Origin of the sequence: Sandarakinorhabdus sp. (assembly GCF_031430775.1) — a bacterium.
Classification (GTDB): Bacteria; Pseudomonadota; Alphaproteobacteria; order Sphingomonadales; family Sphingomonadaceae; genus Sandarakinorhabdus.
This window is the reverse complement of sequence record NZ_JANPCD010000170.1, coordinates 1-15,635: the sequence shown is the minus strand read 5'-3', so window position 1 is coordinate 15,635 and position 15,635 is coordinate 1. Positions and strand designations below refer to the sequence as shown.

14 protein-coding genes and 3 pseudogenes are annotated in these 15,635 nt (G+C 64.3%); 9 read left to right on the top strand and 8 right to left on the bottom strand.

What is annotated here, in order from left to right:
• Nucleotides 1-7: 7 nt before the first annotated feature.
• Complete coding sequence (locus tag RMQ73_RS10840; RefSeq protein ID WP_310498246.1) at nucleotides 8-1,540, top strand: AarF/UbiB family protein; 1,533 nt, start codon at nucleotides 8-10, stop codon at nucleotides 1,538-1,540.
• Here the strand turns inward: RMQ73_RS10840 and RMQ73_RS10835 are convergent.
• Entirely contained in the window at nucleotides 1,537-2,529 is a 993-nt protein-coding gene (locus RMQ73_RS10835; RefSeq protein ID WP_310498245.1) for a DUF2853 family protein, read from the bottom strand. The genes RMQ73_RS10840 and RMQ73_RS10835 overlap by 4 nt on opposite strands.
• A gap of 169 nt (nucleotides 2,530-2,698) precedes the next feature.
• Between RMQ73_RS10835 and purS the strand changes: the two genes are divergently transcribed.
• The 3 genes from purS (at nucleotide 2,699) to RMQ73_RS10820 (ending at nucleotide 4,549) form a co-directional block, all read left to right on the top strand.
• Entirely contained in the window at nucleotides 2,699-2,929 is a 231-nt protein-coding gene (gene purS, locus RMQ73_RS10830; RefSeq protein ID WP_310498244.1) for a phosphoribosylformylglycinamidine synthase subunit PurS, read from the top strand.
• Entirely contained in the window at nucleotides 2,926-3,591 is a 666-nt protein-coding gene (gene purQ / locus RMQ73_RS10825) for a phosphoribosylformylglycinamidine synthase subunit PurQ (RefSeq protein WP_310498243.1), read from the top strand. Before purS ends, purQ begins: the two co-directional genes overlap by 4 nt.
• 76 nt (nucleotides 3,592-3,667) lie before the next feature.
• Nucleotides 3,668-4,549: an MBL fold metallo-hydrolase gene (locus RMQ73_RS10820; protein WP_310498241.1), complete on the top strand. Its 882-nt coding sequence runs from the start codon at nucleotides 3,668-3,670 to the stop codon at nucleotides 4,547-4,549.
• Here RMQ73_RS10820 and RMQ73_RS10815 read toward each other — a convergent pair.
• On the bottom strand, nucleotides 4,533-5,288 hold the full coding sequence (locus RMQ73_RS10815; protein ID WP_310498240.1) for a queuosine precursor transporter: 756 nt from the start codon (nucleotides 5,286-5,288) through the stop codon (nucleotides 4,533-4,535). The two genes, RMQ73_RS10820 and RMQ73_RS10815, sit on opposite strands and share 17 nt — an antisense overlap.
• A gap of 85 nt (nucleotides 5,289-5,373) precedes the next feature.
• Between RMQ73_RS10815 and RMQ73_RS10810 the strand changes: the two genes are divergently transcribed.
• From RMQ73_RS10810 to RMQ73_RS14290, 3 genes and pseudogenes are all read left to right on the top strand, one after another.
• Entirely contained in the window at nucleotides 5,374-6,660 is a 1,287-nt protein-coding gene (locus tag RMQ73_RS10810) for a type VI secretion protein ImpB (protein WP_310498239.1), read from the top strand.
• 127 nt (nucleotides 6,661-6,787) lie between these two features.
• Nucleotides 6,788-7,900, top strand: a pseudogene (locus RMQ73_RS10805) (NF038122 family metalloprotease); the annotation flags it as partial.
• A gap of 15 nt (nucleotides 7,901-7,915) precedes the next feature.
• A pseudogene (locus RMQ73_RS14290) lies at nucleotides 7,916-8,014 on the top strand (PEPxxWA-CTERM sorting domain-containing protein); the annotation flags it as partial.
• A 74-nt stretch (nucleotides 8,015-8,088) separates the two neighbouring features.
• Here RMQ73_RS14290 and RMQ73_RS10800 read toward each other — a convergent pair.
• Nucleotides 8,089-9,420 (bottom strand): NAD(P)/FAD-dependent oxidoreductase, encoded by a 1,332-nt coding sequence (locus RMQ73_RS10800; RefSeq protein WP_310498236.1) that lies wholly within the window; start codon nucleotides 9,418-9,420, stop codon nucleotides 8,089-8,091.
• A 216-nt stretch (nucleotides 9,421-9,636) separates the two neighbouring features.
• Complete coding sequence (locus RMQ73_RS10795; protein ID WP_310498235.1) at nucleotides 9,637-9,996, bottom strand: nuclear transport factor 2 family protein; 360 nt, start codon at nucleotides 9,994-9,996, stop codon at nucleotides 9,637-9,639.
• Between the two features lie 79 nt (nucleotides 9,997-10,075).
• Here RMQ73_RS10795 and purL point away from each other — a divergent pair, with 79 nt between their 5' ends.
• Nucleotides 10,076-12,256: a phosphoribosylformylglycinamidine synthase subunit PurL gene (gene purL / locus RMQ73_RS10790; protein ID WP_310498234.1), complete on the top strand. Its 2,181-nt coding sequence runs from the start codon at nucleotides 10,076-10,078 to the stop codon at nucleotides 12,254-12,256.
• Here the strand turns inward: purL and RMQ73_RS10785 are convergent.
• Nucleotides 12,253-12,660 carry a phosphate-starvation-inducible PsiE family protein gene (locus tag RMQ73_RS10785; protein WP_310498233.1) on the bottom strand — a complete coding sequence of 136 codons (408 nt, stop codon included), beginning with the start codon at nucleotides 12,658-12,660 and terminating at the stop codon, nucleotides 12,253-12,255. The two genes, purL and RMQ73_RS10785, sit on opposite strands and share 4 nt — an antisense overlap.
• 230 nt (nucleotides 12,661-12,890) lie before the next feature.
• Here RMQ73_RS10785 and RMQ73_RS10780 point away from each other — a divergent pair, with 230 nt between their 5' ends.
• Complete coding sequence (locus tag RMQ73_RS10780) at nucleotides 12,891-13,250, top strand: DUF4112 domain-containing protein (protein ID WP_310498232.1); 360 nt, start codon at nucleotides 12,891-12,893, stop codon at nucleotides 13,248-13,250.
• On the opposite strand, the gene nadC is transcribed toward RMQ73_RS10780, so the two are convergent.
• The 3 genes and pseudogenes from nadC to RMQ73_RS10765 all read right to left on the bottom strand — a co-directional run.
• The gene (nadC, locus tag RMQ73_RS10775; protein WP_310498231.1) at nucleotides 13,247-14,077 is read right to left on the bottom strand and encodes a carboxylating nicotinate-nucleotide diphosphorylase; all 831 of its coding nucleotides are present in this window, start codon (nucleotides 14,075-14,077) and stop codon (nucleotides 13,247-13,249) included. The genes RMQ73_RS10780 and nadC overlap by 4 nt on opposite strands.
• A gap of 258 nt (nucleotides 14,078-14,335) precedes the next feature.
• Complete coding sequence (gene nadA, locus RMQ73_RS10770) at nucleotides 14,336-15,358, bottom strand: quinolinate synthase NadA (protein ID WP_310498230.1); 1,023 nt, start codon at nucleotides 15,356-15,358, stop codon at nucleotides 14,336-14,338.
• Nucleotides 15,358-15,635, bottom strand: a pseudogene (locus tag RMQ73_RS10765) (MBL fold metallo-hydrolase); the annotation flags it as partial. The gene nadA and the pseudogene RMQ73_RS10765, both read right to left, overlap by 1 nt.

Here is a 15,635-nt window from a genome sequence, read left to right as displayed (position 1 = left end):
TCCCGGCATGACGCCTGCCATCGTGCATTTCTGGCGGATGCTGGTCTGGGGCCGGCGGCTTGCCCGGCATGGCGCCCTGCGCCCGTTCGAAGGCCCTGCCCTGCCGCTGGCCATCCGCCTGGTGGCCCGTGTCGCTCGGCTGGGCGCCCGCGCGCCCGCCATACCTGATTTTGCCGGCGGGCTGTCGGCAGTCGGCCCTGCTGCCATCAAACTCGGCCAGGCGTTGGCGACACGGCCCGACCTGATCGGGCAGGAGGCTGCAGCTGACTTGGCGCGGTTGCAGGATGCCTTGCCGCCGGTGCCGTTTGCGGCGCTGGAGCCGGTGCTCGGGCCAAACTGGCGGGAGCAGTTCCAGTCGGTGGACCCGGTGTCGGTCGGGGCTGCCTCCATCGCCCAGGTCCACCGTGCCGTCACCAGTGACGGCCGCGCCGTGGCCATCAAGTTGCTGCGTCCCGGCATCGAGGCAGAAGTAGCGCGCGCCATCGCCACCTACGAATGGGGCGCGGCGCATCTTGAAACGCTGGGCGGGGAATTTGCCCGGCTGCGGCCGCGCGCCGTCATCGCCATGTTCAAGGGTTGGATCGAAACCGAGCTTGACCTGCGCCGCGAGGCAGCATCGGCGTCGGAGCTTGCCGAGATACTTGCCGGCGAGCCGGACTATGTCATTCCTGCCGTTGATTGGGCGCGTTCGGGCCGGCGCATGCTGGTCATCGACTGGATCGACGGCGTGAAGGTCTCGGACCGGGCGGCCATGGCCGCTCTGGACTTTGACCGGACGCGGCTGGCGCGGGTGCTGGTCAACGGCTTTCTGGCACAGGCGATTGCCAAGGGATTTTTCCACGCCGATCTGCATCAGGGCAATCTGTTCGTGATTCCGGCCGGCGATGGCCACCCGCATGCCCGCATCGGAGTCATAGATTTCGGCATCATGGGGCGCATCAACCGCCGGGCGCGGCTGTATCTGGCCGAAATCCTGCATGGGCTGGTGACCGGCAATTATGCGCGTGTGGCCGAGATCCATTTCGAGGCCGGCTATGTGCCCGGTCACCACAATGTCGCGGCCTTTGCCACGGCGCTGCGCGCGGTGGGGGAGCCGATCCGCGGCAAGCGCGCCAAAGACATCGCCATCACCGACCTGCTCGAAGGTCTGTTCTCGATCACGCGCAGTTTCGACATGCCGGTCCAGCCGCATCTGCTGCTGCTCCAAAAGACCATGGTGATGGTCGAAGGCGTGGCGCTGACGCTCGATCCGCATGTCAACATGTGGGAAGTCGCCGAACCCTATGTCCGCGACTGGGTACGCGACGAAATGGGGCCAGAGGCGGTCATTGCCGATCGAATCGTGCTCAATGCCCGCGCCCTGGCGCAGTTGCCGCGCATATTCCGCCAGTTCGTCGCCGACAACCCGATGCCCGGTGCCGCGCCGCCGCAGGCACCGATGCCGCCCGCACCTGAGCGCGGGCAGAGCAGCGGCTGGTCCACGCCATGGCTGCTGCTTGCTGCCGGCCTGGGCGCGGCGGTGATGCAGCTGCTGGGTTAGCGGACCATCACATCGACGCGCCGCGCCTCGGCCGAACTGACGTCCGTATCCGTTGTGGCAGCAGGTTTTTCCAGCAGGATGCGATCAGCGGGAATGCCGGCCGATACCAGCGCGGCCTGCACGGCGCGAGCGCGGTTCTTGGACAATTCGGCATTGAGGGCTGCATTGCCTGTCGCATCATTATAGCCCGATACCACGATCCGTTCTGCAGGATGAAAATCGAGCCAGGCCTTGAGCGGCGCGGCGGCGGCCTCGAAATCGGCGATGACTTCGGACTTTGCGGTGTCGAAATAGACGGACAGGCTTGGTTTGCCGTCCATGAACTGTGCCACCACCCCGGCGCCATCAGGGGCTTCGATCACGGTCGTGGCCGGCTCCGCCATGACGGCCGGCGCCACGGCGACATCCGCCGGTGACGATGCCGAGCCGCCGGTCACCAGCACGCCGATGCCCGCAAAGACAGCCACTGCAAGGCCGATGAGGCCCAAGCCAGCAAGGCCATAACCGCCATGCGCGCGGCGATGATGCACTGGCCCGGCCGCCGGCATAGCAGCAAGGCCCAGCGGCATGACCGGCGGCGCCGGTAGCGAATCGGTCGCAGCCAATGGCAGGGGCGGCGATGCAGGATCGTTGGCCGGACCGTTCGCTTTCAGCGCCGCATCCTTGGCGCTGATGAAATCGCCGAGCCGGCCAAAGTGCTCGGCGAGCAGGTAATAGACAGTGACGCGGTTCTTGGTGGGTTCGCCCGCCATCCGCACTCCGACCTGCGCGACAGCGGCGTCGAGAACGTCATCGCCATCCGCCAGCGCCAACTTCTTCTTGAGGAAGTTCTCCCGCACCCGGCCGGTTTCCACCGGATCCGAAAACGACACCAGCGACGCATCGCGGCTACGAAGGGCTATGCCGCAATATCGCACGATACCGGCAATCGCTGCTGGGTCGGCATCCGGAACATGGTTCCTGACGTCTGCTGCCCAATCCTCAGACATGGTCGTTCACTCCCCTGGTGCAAACACTTGTCCTTGGCGTCAGGGGCGCGCCTGGCGGCGTACCCGGCCTTGGCAACAGGTTAACCCGATTCCACCATTTTTCATAGCACGCCGACAAGCGGTTTCGCGCCTCTTGCCCGGCGCGCGCTCAGGGCCTAAAGCCGCGCCCATGAAAGCCCGCGTCACCGTCACCCTGAAATCCGGCGTACTTGATCCGCAGGGGCGCGCGATTGCCGCTGCCCTGTCCGGGCTCGGCTTTGCCGGCGTCGGTGATGTCCGTGCCGGCAAGGTGATCGAACTCGACCTTGCCGACGGGACGCCCGTTTCGGTCATCGAGGACATGGCGAAAAAGCTTCTCGCCAACACGGTCATCGAAAATTACCGGGTCGAAGTGCTGTGAGGACCGCAGTCGTCGTGTTCCCCGGCTCCAATTGCGACCGGGATCTCGCCGACGCGCTGCGCAAGGTGACCGGCACCGCGCCGCACATGGTATGGCATGGCGATACCGACTTGCCGGGCGGCCTCGACCTCATCGGCGTGCCAGGCGGTTTTTCTTATGGCGATTACCTGCGCTCCGGTGCCATGGCGTCGCGCTCGCCGGTCATGCAGGCGGTGGTGCGCGCCGCAAGCGAGGGCCGCGCCGTGCTCGGCATCTGCAACGGCTTCCAGATCCTCACCGAAGCAGGGCTGCTGCCGGGCGCATTGATGCGCAACGCCGGCCTTGATTTCGTTTGCCGCGATGTGCCGCTGATCGTCGAAAGTACCCAGTCAGTGTTTACCAGCCGCTATGACGCGGGCGAGACGATCACGCTGCCCGTAGCTCATCATGACGGCAATTTCGTCGCCGATGCCGAAACGCTCGACCGACTCGAAGGCGAAGGCCGGGTGGCGCTGCGCTACGGCGAGCCGGTCAATGGTTCGGCCCGGCAAATTGCCGGAATTCTCAATGCCGCCGGCAATGTGCTTGGCCTGATGCCGCACCCCGAACGGCTGATCGAACCGGAACAGGGCGGCACCGATGGCCGCCGCATGTTCGAGGCGCTGGCCTCCGCGCTTGGCTGATCGCCGGCAACTGCTTGGCGCAGCGCTAGCGTTGCCCTTTCTGACAGGCACGGCCCGGGCCGCCGACGCGCCGGTGATGCGTATCATCCTGCTTGGCACCGCCGGCGGACCAACGCCCAAGGCCGCCCGCGCCGCGCCTGGCGCCGCCGTCATGGTCGGAGACGCCCTGTATGTCATCGATACCGGCAACGGTGTGGCACGCCAATTGGTCGCCGCCGGCTTGCCGCTCCGTTCGCTGGCAGGGGTGTTCATCAGCCACCATCACAGCGATCACAATGCCGATTTCATGACCCTGCCCTGGCTGGCCTGGTCTGGTCCGCTGGCGCGGCAGGTGCAGCTGTTCGGCCCACCGCCGCTGGCCGCAATGACCCGCCAGTTCCTGAAGATGCAGGCGGTCGATATCCGCACCCGCATGGCCGATGAAGGCCGGCCCGATCTGGCGCGCATGGTATCGGCGCGCGAGATAACCGGACCAGCAGTGCTGATCGACACGCCGGCATTGAAGGTCACTGCGGCGCGGGTAGAACACCCGCCGCTGACGAACAGCTATGCCTATCGTTTCGACTCGCCGGGCCGGTCAGTGGTGTTTTCCGGCGATACCCGCCCCAGCAAGGCACTGGCCGCACTGGCACGCGGCGCCGATGTGCTGGTTCACGAGGCGATGTACATGCCGGCATTGGAGCGGCTGCTCGCCACCGAAACCAACGCCACGCGGCTGCGGGAACATCTGCTCGCCAGCCACACGACGGCAGAACAGGCGGGCGAGATCGCAGCGGCGGCCGGTGTCGGCATGCTGGTGCTCAGCCATTTCGTGCCGGGCGGGGACAGCAGCATAACAGACAGCCAATGGGCCGGCGCGGCAGCCCGCGCCTACAAGGGACCAATCATCGTCGGGCGCGACCTGATGGAAATCCCCGTTACGCCGCCCGTAACACCGCCATTTACACCCGAGTCTTGAACGGCGAGAAATCGGTGGCCGTGTCGAACACGTCCAACCCCTCGGCGCGCTTGAACCAGGCGACGATGCGGTAGGTGACCGGGGTCAGCAACGCTTCCCACAGCACTTTGAGCCCGTAGTTGGTCAACGCCACGGTGATGACTGCCGACGTGTCCCACACGCCCAGAAACGCCAGCGGATAGAAAATCAGGCTGTCCACCCCCTGCCCCACGACCGTTGAACCAATGGTGCGCGTCCACAGGTGCTTGCCGCCGGTCCAGACCTTCATGCGCGCCAGCACGAAGGAATTGGCAAACTCGCCGGCCCAAAAGGCCGTGATGGACGCAAGAAATATGCGCGGGGTCTGGCCGAAAACGGCGGCCAGCGTTTCCTGCCCGTCCCAGCCCGGCGCAGGGGGAATCGAGACCACGACAAAGGCCATGAAAGCGGTGAAGATCGAAGCGGTAAAGCCGACCCAGACCACCCGGCGCGCACGGGCATAGCCATAGACTTCGGTCAGCACATCGCCGAGCACATAGCCCAGCGGGAAGAACAATATGCCGGCACCGAACGTCATCTGGCCGAAAAAGGGCAGCGTTACGGCCGCCTGCTTGCCCGCACCGATCAGGTTGGAACAGATCAGGATGACGGCAAACGCCGCCATGGCAAAATCATAAAAGCGCAGTTGCCTGCCTGCCAGCGCATCGGCGGCAACAGCGGTGACACCTGCGGGTTCTGCAATTTCGGAGATGACGCTCATGGTGCCGGTTTACCCGCAAGCGACGCGGCGCAACAGCCCTCGCCACACTTGTTCCTTTTTTGTTCCGTTTGTGCGACAAACAGATATGATTGATTCGCCGCCCCTTCGCTGGCTGTACCTTGATCTGAACAGCTATTTCGCCAGCGTCGAACAGCAGCTCGACCCGGCTCTACGCGGACGGCCCGTGGTGGTGGCGCCGGTGGACACGGATTCCACCAGCGCCATTGCCGCCAGCTACGAGGCAAAGGCATTCGGCATCCGCACCGGCACGAAGATCTGGGAGGCGCGGGCTCTGTGCCGCGATCTGGTCGTGGTGCCGGGCCGTCACGGCGACTATGTCCGCTTTCACCACAAGGTCATCGCCGAGGTCGCCCGCCATGTCCCGGTAACGATGGTCTGTTCCATCGACGAAGTGGCCTGCCAGTTGATGGACAATGAAAACAGCGCAGGAGCAGTTGCGGCATTGGCGGCCCGCATCAAGGCCGGCGTTGCTGCCAATGTCGGCACCTGCCTCACATCCTCGATCGGCGCTGCGCCCAACCGGCTGCTCGCCAAGATGGCCGCCGACATGCAAAAGCCCGATGGCTTGACCATATTGACGGCAGACACGCTGCACGAACGGCTATCGCGCCTCAAGCTGTCGGACATTCCCGGCGTGGGCCGCAACATGGAACGGCGGCTGGCGGCGGCCGGCATTGTCACCATGGAACGGCTGCTGGCCCTGTCGGCGCACGAGGCACAATTGGCCTGGGGCAGCGTCTGGGGCGCGCGCATGCACTGGCTGCTCAAGGGTGCGGAAATTGCCGAAACCCGCCACGACCAGAAAAGCATCGGCCATTCGCACGTGCTCGGTCCCGACAAGCGAAGCCCCGAACGCGCCCGGCTGGTGACGCGGCGGCTGGTGATGAAGGCTGGCACGCGACTGCGGCAGGCCGGCAAGCGCGCCGGCTGGCTGGGCCTGATGGTCAAGAGCGAGGCGCGCAGGGAGGGCGAAACGCGCAGCACGCGCTGGAAGGGCGGCACGAAATTGCCGCAGATCATCGATTCGCTGTCGCTGGTCGCCGTGATGGAGCAGCTGTGGCAGCAGATGCTGGACGCATTCGGCGCGGTCCGGTTGCTGCAAGTCGGCATCACGCTGGCGGAACTGACCGACGCCGATGCCGTGCAGGGCGACTTGCTGGACTGCGCGGGACTGGTCGATGCAAATACCGAAACACGGCGCCGGGCGCTGTCGGAGGCCATGGACAAGGTCAACAGCCGCTGGGGGCGCGATGCCGTCACATTGGGCCACGATCTGCATGGCGCCACGCGGTCCGGCGGCCCTCGCATTGCCTTTACCCGCATCCCTGAAATTCTTGAATTCGATGCGTGATGACGCAACTCATGTAACTATGTATCATTTTGATTTGGCTGTCTTTTTGCGAATTGCATCGCTCGTTGACGAATTGTAATGAGCGTTCGGGGACTAGCGATTCTTGATCTTCAAAAGGGGAATACACATGCGAATTCTTGCAGCGGCATTGTTGCTTGCATCATCGGGCTCGGCCATGGCGCAGGGCCATGTCCATAACGGCACCTGCGGACATCAGTTCACCAGCAACGAAGGCACGGTCGGCACAGGCGGCGGCTCGTCGCTTCTGGCACAGTCTGCCAGCACGGCTGGCGGCGGCATGACGTTCTTCCTCAACGATCTGGGCGGTGTCGGTGTCGGTTCCCAGGCGCGCGCCGGCTTTGAAGCGGCTGCCGCCTTGTGGTCCAGGGTCCTGAAGGATCCGATCACCATCCGTCTCGACGTGCGCTTTGCGCAGCTTGGCCCCAACATCCTGGGTTCGACCGGTTCGACGACCAACACCATCAACTATGCCGGCCTTGCGAGCGTGCTGGGCACCGACGCCAAATCGGTGTGGGACCGCTCATCTGTTGCCGCGTTGCAGGCCGGACCGCTGTCGTTCGTCAGCAACGAGCCGCCGGTCACCGGCCCGATCGATGCGCGCCTGCGCTTCCTCGACAACAACAACACCTTCGACAACAACAACATCCAGATCAACACGGCACAGGTGAAGGCGCTCGGCCTCAACCCTGTCTACAATGCTGGCACCAATGCCGGCGGCCGCGACGGCACGGTGCAGTTCAGCACGCTGTTCATCTGGGACTTCGACCCCAGCGACGGCATCACGCCGGGCGCCATCGATTTTGTCGGCGTTGCCGCCCATGAAATCGGCCATGCGCTCGGCTTTCGTTCCGGCGTCGATCTGGCCGATCAAAACGCCCTGCCAAACCGCGCCGCACCCAATGGCGCCCGCGGCCTGAACAACATTGGCTGGGGCACTGTCCATGACCTCAACCGTTACGGCAATTTCGGCACTGACCGTATCCTTGACTGGTCGATCGGCGGCACCCCGTGCTTCTCGATCAATGGCGGGCAGAATTGCCTGACCTTGCTGTCGACGGGATCGTTCAATGGTGATGGCCGCCAGGCCAGTCACTGGAAGGACGATTCGGCGCTGAACATCTTCCCGCCGATCGGCATCATGGACCCGACCGCAAGCGGCCCGAACGGCAGCCGTCCCCGGATGAACATCACCAAGCTCGACCTCATCGCCTTTGACACCATGGGCTATGATCTCGCCGTGCCGGAACCGGCAAGCTGGGCCATGCTGATGGCCGGCTTTGGCTTGATTGGCGCAACGATGCGTCGTCGTCGCCAGACAGCCGTGGCTGCCTGAGTCCGCGCAAACACGAAAAAGGGGCCGGCGGCGCAAGCCGGCGGCCCCTTTTTTATCGATCGTGATTCACGACCTCAATGCAGCTTCAACTTGGGCCGCACCACCTGGTTGACATGGCCGACGAGCAGAAGCGACAGTCCCTTGATCCAGCCATGGATGGCGATCAGGTGCATGCGATACAGCGACGTATAGACCAGCCGCGCCAGCCGGCCCTCGATGGCCATGCGGCCGCCGACAAGATTGCCCATCAGGCTGCCGACTGTCGAATAACGGGCAAGGCTGACCAGGCTGCCATTGTCCTTGTACACGAATGGCACCAGCGGCTTGCCGGCGATGGCGGCACGAATGTTGCGATAGGCAGCGTCTGCCATCTGGTGCGCGGCCTGGGCGCGCGGCGGGATGGGCCGGTCGGCGCCTTCGGGCTTGAAGAACGCGCAGTCACCAATGGCGAAAATGCTCGGGTCGCGCGTTGTCTGCAACGTCGGCAACACCACCAGCAGATTGCCCCGCGTGGTTTCCAGCCCTCCGATTTCATGCAGAAAATCGGCGCCGCGCACGCCGGCGGCCCAAACCTTCAGGTCGGCTGCAATGATCTGACCATCCTTGGTATGAATGGCGTCGGCGGCCGCGCTGGTCACCTGCGTCTGCGTCAGCACGGTGACACCGAGATTTTCCAGTTCGGCCTTGGCCGATTCGGCCAATCGCTCGGGCAATTGCGGCAGAATGCGCGGCCCGGCCTCGAGCAAAGTCACCTTCAGTCGCTTGGCGTCGAAGACCTCAAGGCCATAATAGGCCAACGCATCGGCGGCGGAAAACAATTCGGCGGCCAGTTCGACGCCGGTGGCGCCGCCGCCAACGATCACGACCTTGACCAAGGCATCACAGGCTGGATCGGCGACCATCTGGCGTGATACTCGCAGGCACTGGTTGAGCAGGCGGCGGCGGAAGCGGTCAGCGTCAGCACGAGTTTCCAGCGCGAGGCAATGTTCCTTGACGCCGGTAATGCCGAAATCATTCGAAACGCTGCCGACTGCCAGCACCAGATAATCATATCGGATACGGTGCCGGCCGATGACTTCGCTGCCATCCTCGTCGTTGATCGGCGCGATCAGGATTTCCTTGGCCTCGCGGTCAACGCCTTCAAGCGCGCCATCGAAATAGCGATAACCCCAGCGAAAGGCATGGCCGCGATAGCCGACCTCGTCGAGATTGGCGTCGAGGCTGCCAGCGGCGACCTCATGCAACAGCGGCTTCCAGACGTGCGTCGGGTTGCGATCGACGAGGATGATGTCGAAATCGGCACGCGGCAGATTGGCACCAAGCCGCGTGACCAGCTCAAGCCCGCCCGCTCCGCCTCCGACGACGACGATCTGGGTCTTTTTTCCGTCTGCGCGCGTGCGTGGCATCGATTTGTGCGGCCTTGCCCTGATATTCCCTGGTGACCCTTAGCGCGGCGGCGCGGTTTGCCCAAACCCGAATCCATCCAATTGACACACCGTGCATGACGGCATGGCCGCACTGCATGGCCAATGCAGCGTCACCGACAGGGAGATGCCTTATCGGAACAGCAACTGCTGCCGGGCGGCGACATTGCGGCCACCTCCCTTGCGCCGGCTGGTTGATCAGTAAAAGAAGCGTTCCTCGACGATCTGGCCGTCTTCGATGGTGTACAGCGCCACCTCGTCCATCTGGATTCGCTGGCCGGATTCGCGATTGGTCACGTCCATCGTGAAACGCACGGCGAACTGGTCACCATGGACATAGGGGCCTTGGGCGCTGGCGCTGTGCACCTCATGGGCGCCGTTCCACCAGTCCGACTTGGCCTGCACGGCTTCACGGCCTTCGGCCACCGCCATCGGGCCATCCATCGGCTCGAAACTCACGACGTCATCAGCCCAGTATTTCTGGCCGATGGCATCGAAATCACCAGCATTGGCCAACGCCATGACATCATCGGCAATGGCGCGGATATCGCTGCTCATGGTCTGTCTCCTCCGAGTCGATAACTGAGTATCGCACCACAGGATGACAGATTGTCGGCAACACGCTATCGCCGCCGCCATGATTCACACAGCATCTGACATCACGCCCCAGATCGTGGCCGACCATGGCCTGACCCCGGAAGAATATGCGCGGATCGAAGCCGCCATGGGCCGCACGCCCAATCTGCTCGAACTGGGCATATTTTCGGTGATGTGGTCGGAGCATTGCTCCTACAAATCGTCACGAATCCACCTCGCCACGCTGCCGACCAAGGCACCCTGGGTGATATGCGGCCCCGGCGAGAACGCGGGCGTCATCGACATTGGCGACGGCGATGCCGCCATCTTCAAGATGGAAAGCCACAACCACCCGAGCTTCATAGAGCCGTATCAGGGTGCAGCCACCGGGGTTGGCGGCATACTGCGCGACGTGTTCACGATGGGAGCGCGGCCGGTCGCCAACATGAACGCGCTGCGCTTCGGCGATATTGATGCACCCAAGATGCGCCATCTGGTCAAGGGCGTGGTTGCCGGCATCGGCGGCTATGGCAATTGTGTCGGCGTGCCGACCGTGGGCGGCGAGACCAATTTTCACCCGTCGTATAACGGCAATATCATCGTCAATGCGATGACCGTCGGCGTCGCGAAAACCGACAAGATTTTCTACTCGGCAGCAGCTGGCGTGGGCAATCCGGTCGTCTATGTCGGCTCCAAGACCGGACGCGACGGCATCCACGGCGCCACCATGGCTTCGGCGGAATTCGACGAGAATTCGGACGAAAAGCGCCCGACCGTGCAGGTCGGCGACCCGTTCACCGAAAAGCTGTTGATCGAGGCCTGCCTGGAATTGATGGCGTCGGACGCCATTGTCGCCATCCAGGACATGGGGGCCGCCGGCCTGACATCGTCGTCGGTGGAAATGGCCTCCAAAGGCGGCGTCGGCATCCGGCTCGACCTCGACAAGGTGCCGTGCCGCGAAACCGCCATGCTGCCCTATGAGATGATGCTGTCCGAAAGCCAGGAGCGCATGCTCATGGTGCTCAAGCCCGGCCGCGAAGCCTTTGCGCAGGCAATCTTCCGAAAATGGGAGCTGGATTTTGCCGTCATCGGTGAAGTGGTAGCCGGCGGCGACCTGACCATGACGTTCCACGGCGAGGTCGTCGGGCAAATCCCGCTCGGGCCGCTGGCCGATGATGCGCCGAAATATGACCGGCCGCATGTGCCGACGCCGCCGCGCGCGCCGCTGGTGGATGTGCCCGAAAGCGCCGGCATCGCTGCCGACCTGCTGGCGCTGATGGCGTCGTCCGACCTGTGCTCGCGCCGCTGGATCTGGGAACAGTATGACCACATGGTCGGCGCCGATACGCTACAACGCCCCGGCGGCGATGCGGCGGTGGTGCGTGTGCATGGCACGAAAAAGGCGCTCGCCATCACTACCGACTGCACCCCGCGCTATTGCTTTGCCGACCCGGTCGAAGGCGGCAAGCAGGCGGTGGCCGAAAGCTGGCGCAACCTGATTTCGGTGGGCGCCAAGCCGCTGGCCATCACCAACTGCCTGAATTTCGGCAGCCCGCAGAATCCGGTCATCATGGGCCAGATCGTCGGCTGCATCCAGGGCATGTCGCAGGCGTGCCTCGCGCTCGACTATCCGGTCGTGTCGGGCAATGTCAGCCTTTACAACGAAAGCCGTGCGACGGGCGGCGGCAGCGCCATCCTGCCCACCCCGGCCATCGGCGGCGTCGGCATGATCGCCGATTATGACACGCAATCAACGCTGGCGTTCAAGGGCGATGGCCAGGAAATCTGGCTGATCGGCGCCCCCGGTCCGGGGCATCTTGGCCAGTCGCTGTGGCTGCGCCATATCGCGGGCCGCGAGGAAGGCCCGCCGCCGCCAGTGGATCTGGTTGCCGAGCGCAAGACCGGCGATTTCATCACGTTGCTGCGCGAAAGCGCGCCGATCACCGCGGTGCACGACGTGTCCGACGGCGGCATTGCCGTGGCACTGGCCGAAATGGCACTGGCCGGCGATGTCGGCGCCGTCATCGATGGCGCATGGACCGCAGCCAGCGCCTTTGGCGAGGACCAGGCTCGCTATATCGTCACGCTTGCCCAAGGCTTCGAACTTGGCCGCTGCCTCGTGCCGGCGATGAAGCTGGGCGAAACCGGCGGCACGGCACTGGTGCTGAATGGGGAAGCTTTGGAGTTGGGGGCGCTGCGCAGCGCCCATCAGGGCGCGCTGCCGGCGATGTTGCGGGGTTAGGCGCCGGGCGTCCGTGTAACCTTCAGGATGATCATTGCCGCCACGGCCAGCAACAGGATGGCGGACGCCTCGAACACGATGTTCTGCGGCGCCATTTCCTTGCCCTGCAACACGATCAGCCGAGCCAGCGCCGTGATGGCGATGAAGATAGGATAAACGAACGGCGAGCCCTTGCTGGTGTAGAAAACGGCAATCATCGCAATGACTTCGGTGTACAGGAACATCAGCAGGATATCGGCGAGATTGACCGTCTGCGCCTGCACGACCCGCCCCAGCTCGATGCCGACGGCACCCAGCGTCAGCACCGCGATGATGATCAGCAGCAAGCGCTCGACAAGCTGGAAGCCAGCCAGGGCGCGGGCTTTTTCTTCGGCGCGCGCGGCGCTGGGCGTTTCGGGTTCCATCTGTGCAGCATAGCAGGAAGTGCGTCGTTGGCAGCGCGCCATTTGGCGCATGTGCATCGCAACATGCTGGTAACATGCTCATGCCTGACAAACAGTGCAGCGGGGAGATCAAAACGGGCATGTTCGGCAAGAATTAACCGCAAGGGCCTTGCATTGCGGCGCGGCGGGGCCACGTCATGCTTCACCGGCCTTCCGCCGCTGGAGCAACCCCGCTGGCCATATTCGCCGACATGACGGCACCGCTGATCGGACAGGACACCGCAGCCGTGCGGGCGCGCATCGACCTGCTCGAACGCTTGCTGGAACGCAGCCTGACCATTCCGGGCACGCGCATCGGCCTGGGGCTGGATTCCATCATCGGGCTCGTGCCTGTGGCAGGAGACGCTGTGGCAGGCGCCATCGGGCTGTATCTGATCTGGGAGGGGCGCAACCTCGGGCTGTCGCGCTGGACGCTGGCGCGGATGCTGGCCAATGTCGGGTTTGATACCGCGCTGGGCTCGGTGCCGCTGGCCGGCGATGTCTTCGACTTTTTCTTCCGCTCCAACAGCCGCAATCTCAGGCTGATCAGGCGGCACCTGGATCGGCGCTAGGCGTAATCCAGCCCGATATCGGCGGCCGGCGCGCTTTGGGTGATGCGGCCGACGCTGATGTAGGTGACGCCGGTTTGCGCGATGGCGCGGATGGTGGACAGGTTGACCCCGCCCGACGCTTCGGTCGGCACGCGGCCTGCGATGATGGCGACTGCTGCGCGCAGCATGTCAGGTCCCATGTTGTCGAGCAGCAAGCGGTCGGCGCCGGCCTCCAGCGCCGGGGGAATCTGCTCCAGCGTGTCCACCTCCACCACCACGCCGGTCAGGCCCGCCGCCTTGGCGGCGCGCACAGCCGGGCCGACGCCGCCAACCACCGCAATGTGATTGTCCTTGATCATGACGCCGTCATCCAGCCGCATGCGGTGGTTGGTCGCCCCGCCCATGCGGACGGCATATTTTTCCAGCAACCGAAGCCCGGGCAGCGTCTTGCGGGTATCGAGCAGCACGGCGCCGGTGCCGGCAATGGCATCGACATAGCTGCGCGTCATGGTGGCGATGCCGGTCAGATGCTGGACAGTGTTCAGAGCCGAACGCTCGGCGGTCAGCAGGGCGCGGGCATTGCCGGTGATCCGCATCAGGTCGGTGCCGGCAGGCACGGCGGCGCCTTCGGCCACAAGTGCCTCGATGGCGCAATCGGCATCCAGCGCCCGGAAGAACGCCGCCGCCAATGGCAGGCCGGCGACAACGACCGCATCGCGGCTGTCCATCACCGCCGTCAGCCGCGCCTCGGCCGGAATAACCGCAGCCGAGGTTACATCGCCGCCCACGCCCATGTCCTCGGCAAGCGTTGCGGCAACAAAGGCGGCCAGGTCGAAATCAGCTATCATGCGTCCCCGATAGTCTGCCCCGAAGGCACCGACAAGCGCCGCATCCGGCCCCGGCAGCCGCCAGGGCCAGCCGCCAGGGCCGGCCTTGATGGCCCATTTGGAAGTAGACGAAGTTGACGGTTTCGTGAGCTTTTCGAAAATCTGCCGGCAGGACGCAGAAGCAGTATTGGCCAGCGATTTCGGCAATGGGAAAGAGCAGCGTGACCTTCGCACGAATGCCCCGTGTAGGACAGGCGCACGCCGGGCCGCGCCAGAACCCTAATCCCCGCGCACCGGCACGGCGCTGACCGATCCCGCCATCTCCAGCATCCGGTCGAGGCTGACCCTGGCGCGCAGGCGCACATCCTCGGGCACTGTGATGACCGGCGACAGGTCACGCAGGCACAGATACAGCTTTTCCAGCGTGTTGAGCGCCATATAGGGACACATGTTGCACCCGCAATTGCCGTCGGCGCCGGGCGCGCCGATGAACGTCTTGTGCGGGGCCTTGAGTTGCATCTGGTGGATGATGTTCGGCTCGGTCGCCACGATCATCACCGGTTCCGGGTTGTTCAGCGCATAGCTCAGGATACCGCTGGTCGCGCCGATGTAATGCGCCAGATCGAGGATGGCGGCCGGACATTCCGGATGCGCCAGCACCGGCGCAGCGGGATAATGCGCCTTGAGCTTGAGCAATTCCGTCACCGAGAATTTCTCGTGGACGATGCAGGTGCCGTCCCACAACAGCATGTCGCGGCCGGTCTTGCGGCTCAACCAGGCGCCGAGATGCTTGTCCGGCGCGAACAGGATTTTCTGGTCGGCCGGCAATTGGTTGATGATCTTTTCCGCCGATGACGATGTGACGATAATGTCGCTCTCGGCCTTCACCGCTGCCGAACAGTTGATGTAGGTGAGGCTGATGTGATCGGGATGCGCGCGGCGGAAGCGGGCGAATTCCTCGGGCGGGCAGCTATCTTCAAGGCTGCATCCGGCCTTGAGATCGGGCAGGATCACGGTTTTCTGCGGGGACAGTATCTTGGCCACTTCGGCCATGAACTTGACGCCGCAAAACGCGATGACATCGGCATCGGTGGCCGCCGCCTTGCGCGACAAATCAAGGGAATCACCGACGAAATCGGCAATGTCCTGCAACGCCGGCTCTTGATAATAATGCGCAAGAATGACGGCGTTGCGCTCTTTTTTCAGGCGCGCGATTTCTTCCTTCAGGTCCACAGCCGGGATACCCAGACCCAACGGATTCAGGCCCAGCGGATTGAGCCCCGCACCCACACGCACATCCATCACGCCACTCCCGTCAATTGCCAGCCTTCGCCCGCGCGCACCACCCGCCCGCGCTGTTCCAGATCGATCAGATGCGCCAGCACCGACCGCCCAGCCGCCGGGTGCAGCCGCTCGTCCACCATGGCATACATGGCCGCCACCATGGCCGGCACCGTCACCAGCCCCTCGGTGATGCCGCGCACGATCTGGTTCTCGCGCTGCTTGCGGTGGCTGAGCAGGTGCCGGACAAAGCGCTGCGGATCCATCACCGGCTCGCCGTGCGTCGGGTGATAAATGG

Excerpts from the sequence above, each read along its gene's own strand:
- RMQ73_RS10840 (WP_310498246.1), top strand. The coding sequence starts at position 8 with ATGACGCCTGCCATCGTGCATTTCTGGCGGATGCTGGTCTGGGGCCGG.
- RMQ73_RS10835 (WP_310498245.1), bottom strand. The coding sequence starts at position 2,529 with ATGTCTGAGGATTGGGCAGCAGACGTCAGGAACCATGTTCCGGATGCC.
- purS (WP_310498244.1), top strand. The coding sequence starts at position 2,699 with ATGAAAGCCCGCGTCACCGTCACCCTGAAATCCGGCGTACTTGATCCG.
- RMQ73_RS10820 (WP_310498241.1), top strand. The coding sequence starts at position 3,668 with ATGCGTATCATCCTGCTTGGCACCGCCGGCGGACCAACGCCCAAGGCC.
- RMQ73_RS10815 (WP_310498240.1), bottom strand. The coding sequence starts at position 5,288 with ATGAGCGTCATCTCCGAAATTGCAGAACCCGCAGGTGTCACCGCTGTT.
- RMQ73_RS10810 (WP_310498239.1), top strand. The coding sequence starts at position 5,374 with ATGATTGATTCGCCGCCCCTTCGCTGGCTGTACCTTGATCTGAACAGC.
- RMQ73_RS10800 (WP_310498236.1), bottom strand. The coding sequence starts at position 9,420 with ATGCCACGCACGCGCGCAGACGGAAAAAAGACCCAGATCGTCGTCGTC.
- RMQ73_RS10795 (WP_310498235.1), bottom strand. The coding sequence starts at position 9,996 with ATGAGCAGCGATATCCGCGCCATTGCCGATGATGTCATGGCGTTGGCC.
- purL (WP_310498234.1), top strand. The coding sequence starts at position 10,076 with ATGATTCACACAGCATCTGACATCACGCCCCAGATCGTGGCCGACCAT.
- RMQ73_RS10785 (WP_310498233.1), bottom strand. The coding sequence starts at position 12,660 with ATGGAACCCGAAACGCCCAGCGCCGCGCGCGCCGAAGAAAAAGCCCGC.
- RMQ73_RS10780 (WP_310498232.1), top strand. The coding sequence starts at position 12,891 with ATGACGGCACCGCTGATCGGACAGGACACCGCAGCCGTGCGGGCGCGC.
- nadC (WP_310498231.1), bottom strand. The coding sequence starts at position 14,077 with ATGATAGCTGATTTCGACCTGGCCGCCTTTGTTGCCGCAACGCTTGCC.
- nadA (WP_310498230.1), bottom strand. The coding sequence starts at position 15,358 with ATGGATGTGCGTGTGGGTGCGGGGCTCAATCCGCTGGGCCTGAATCCG.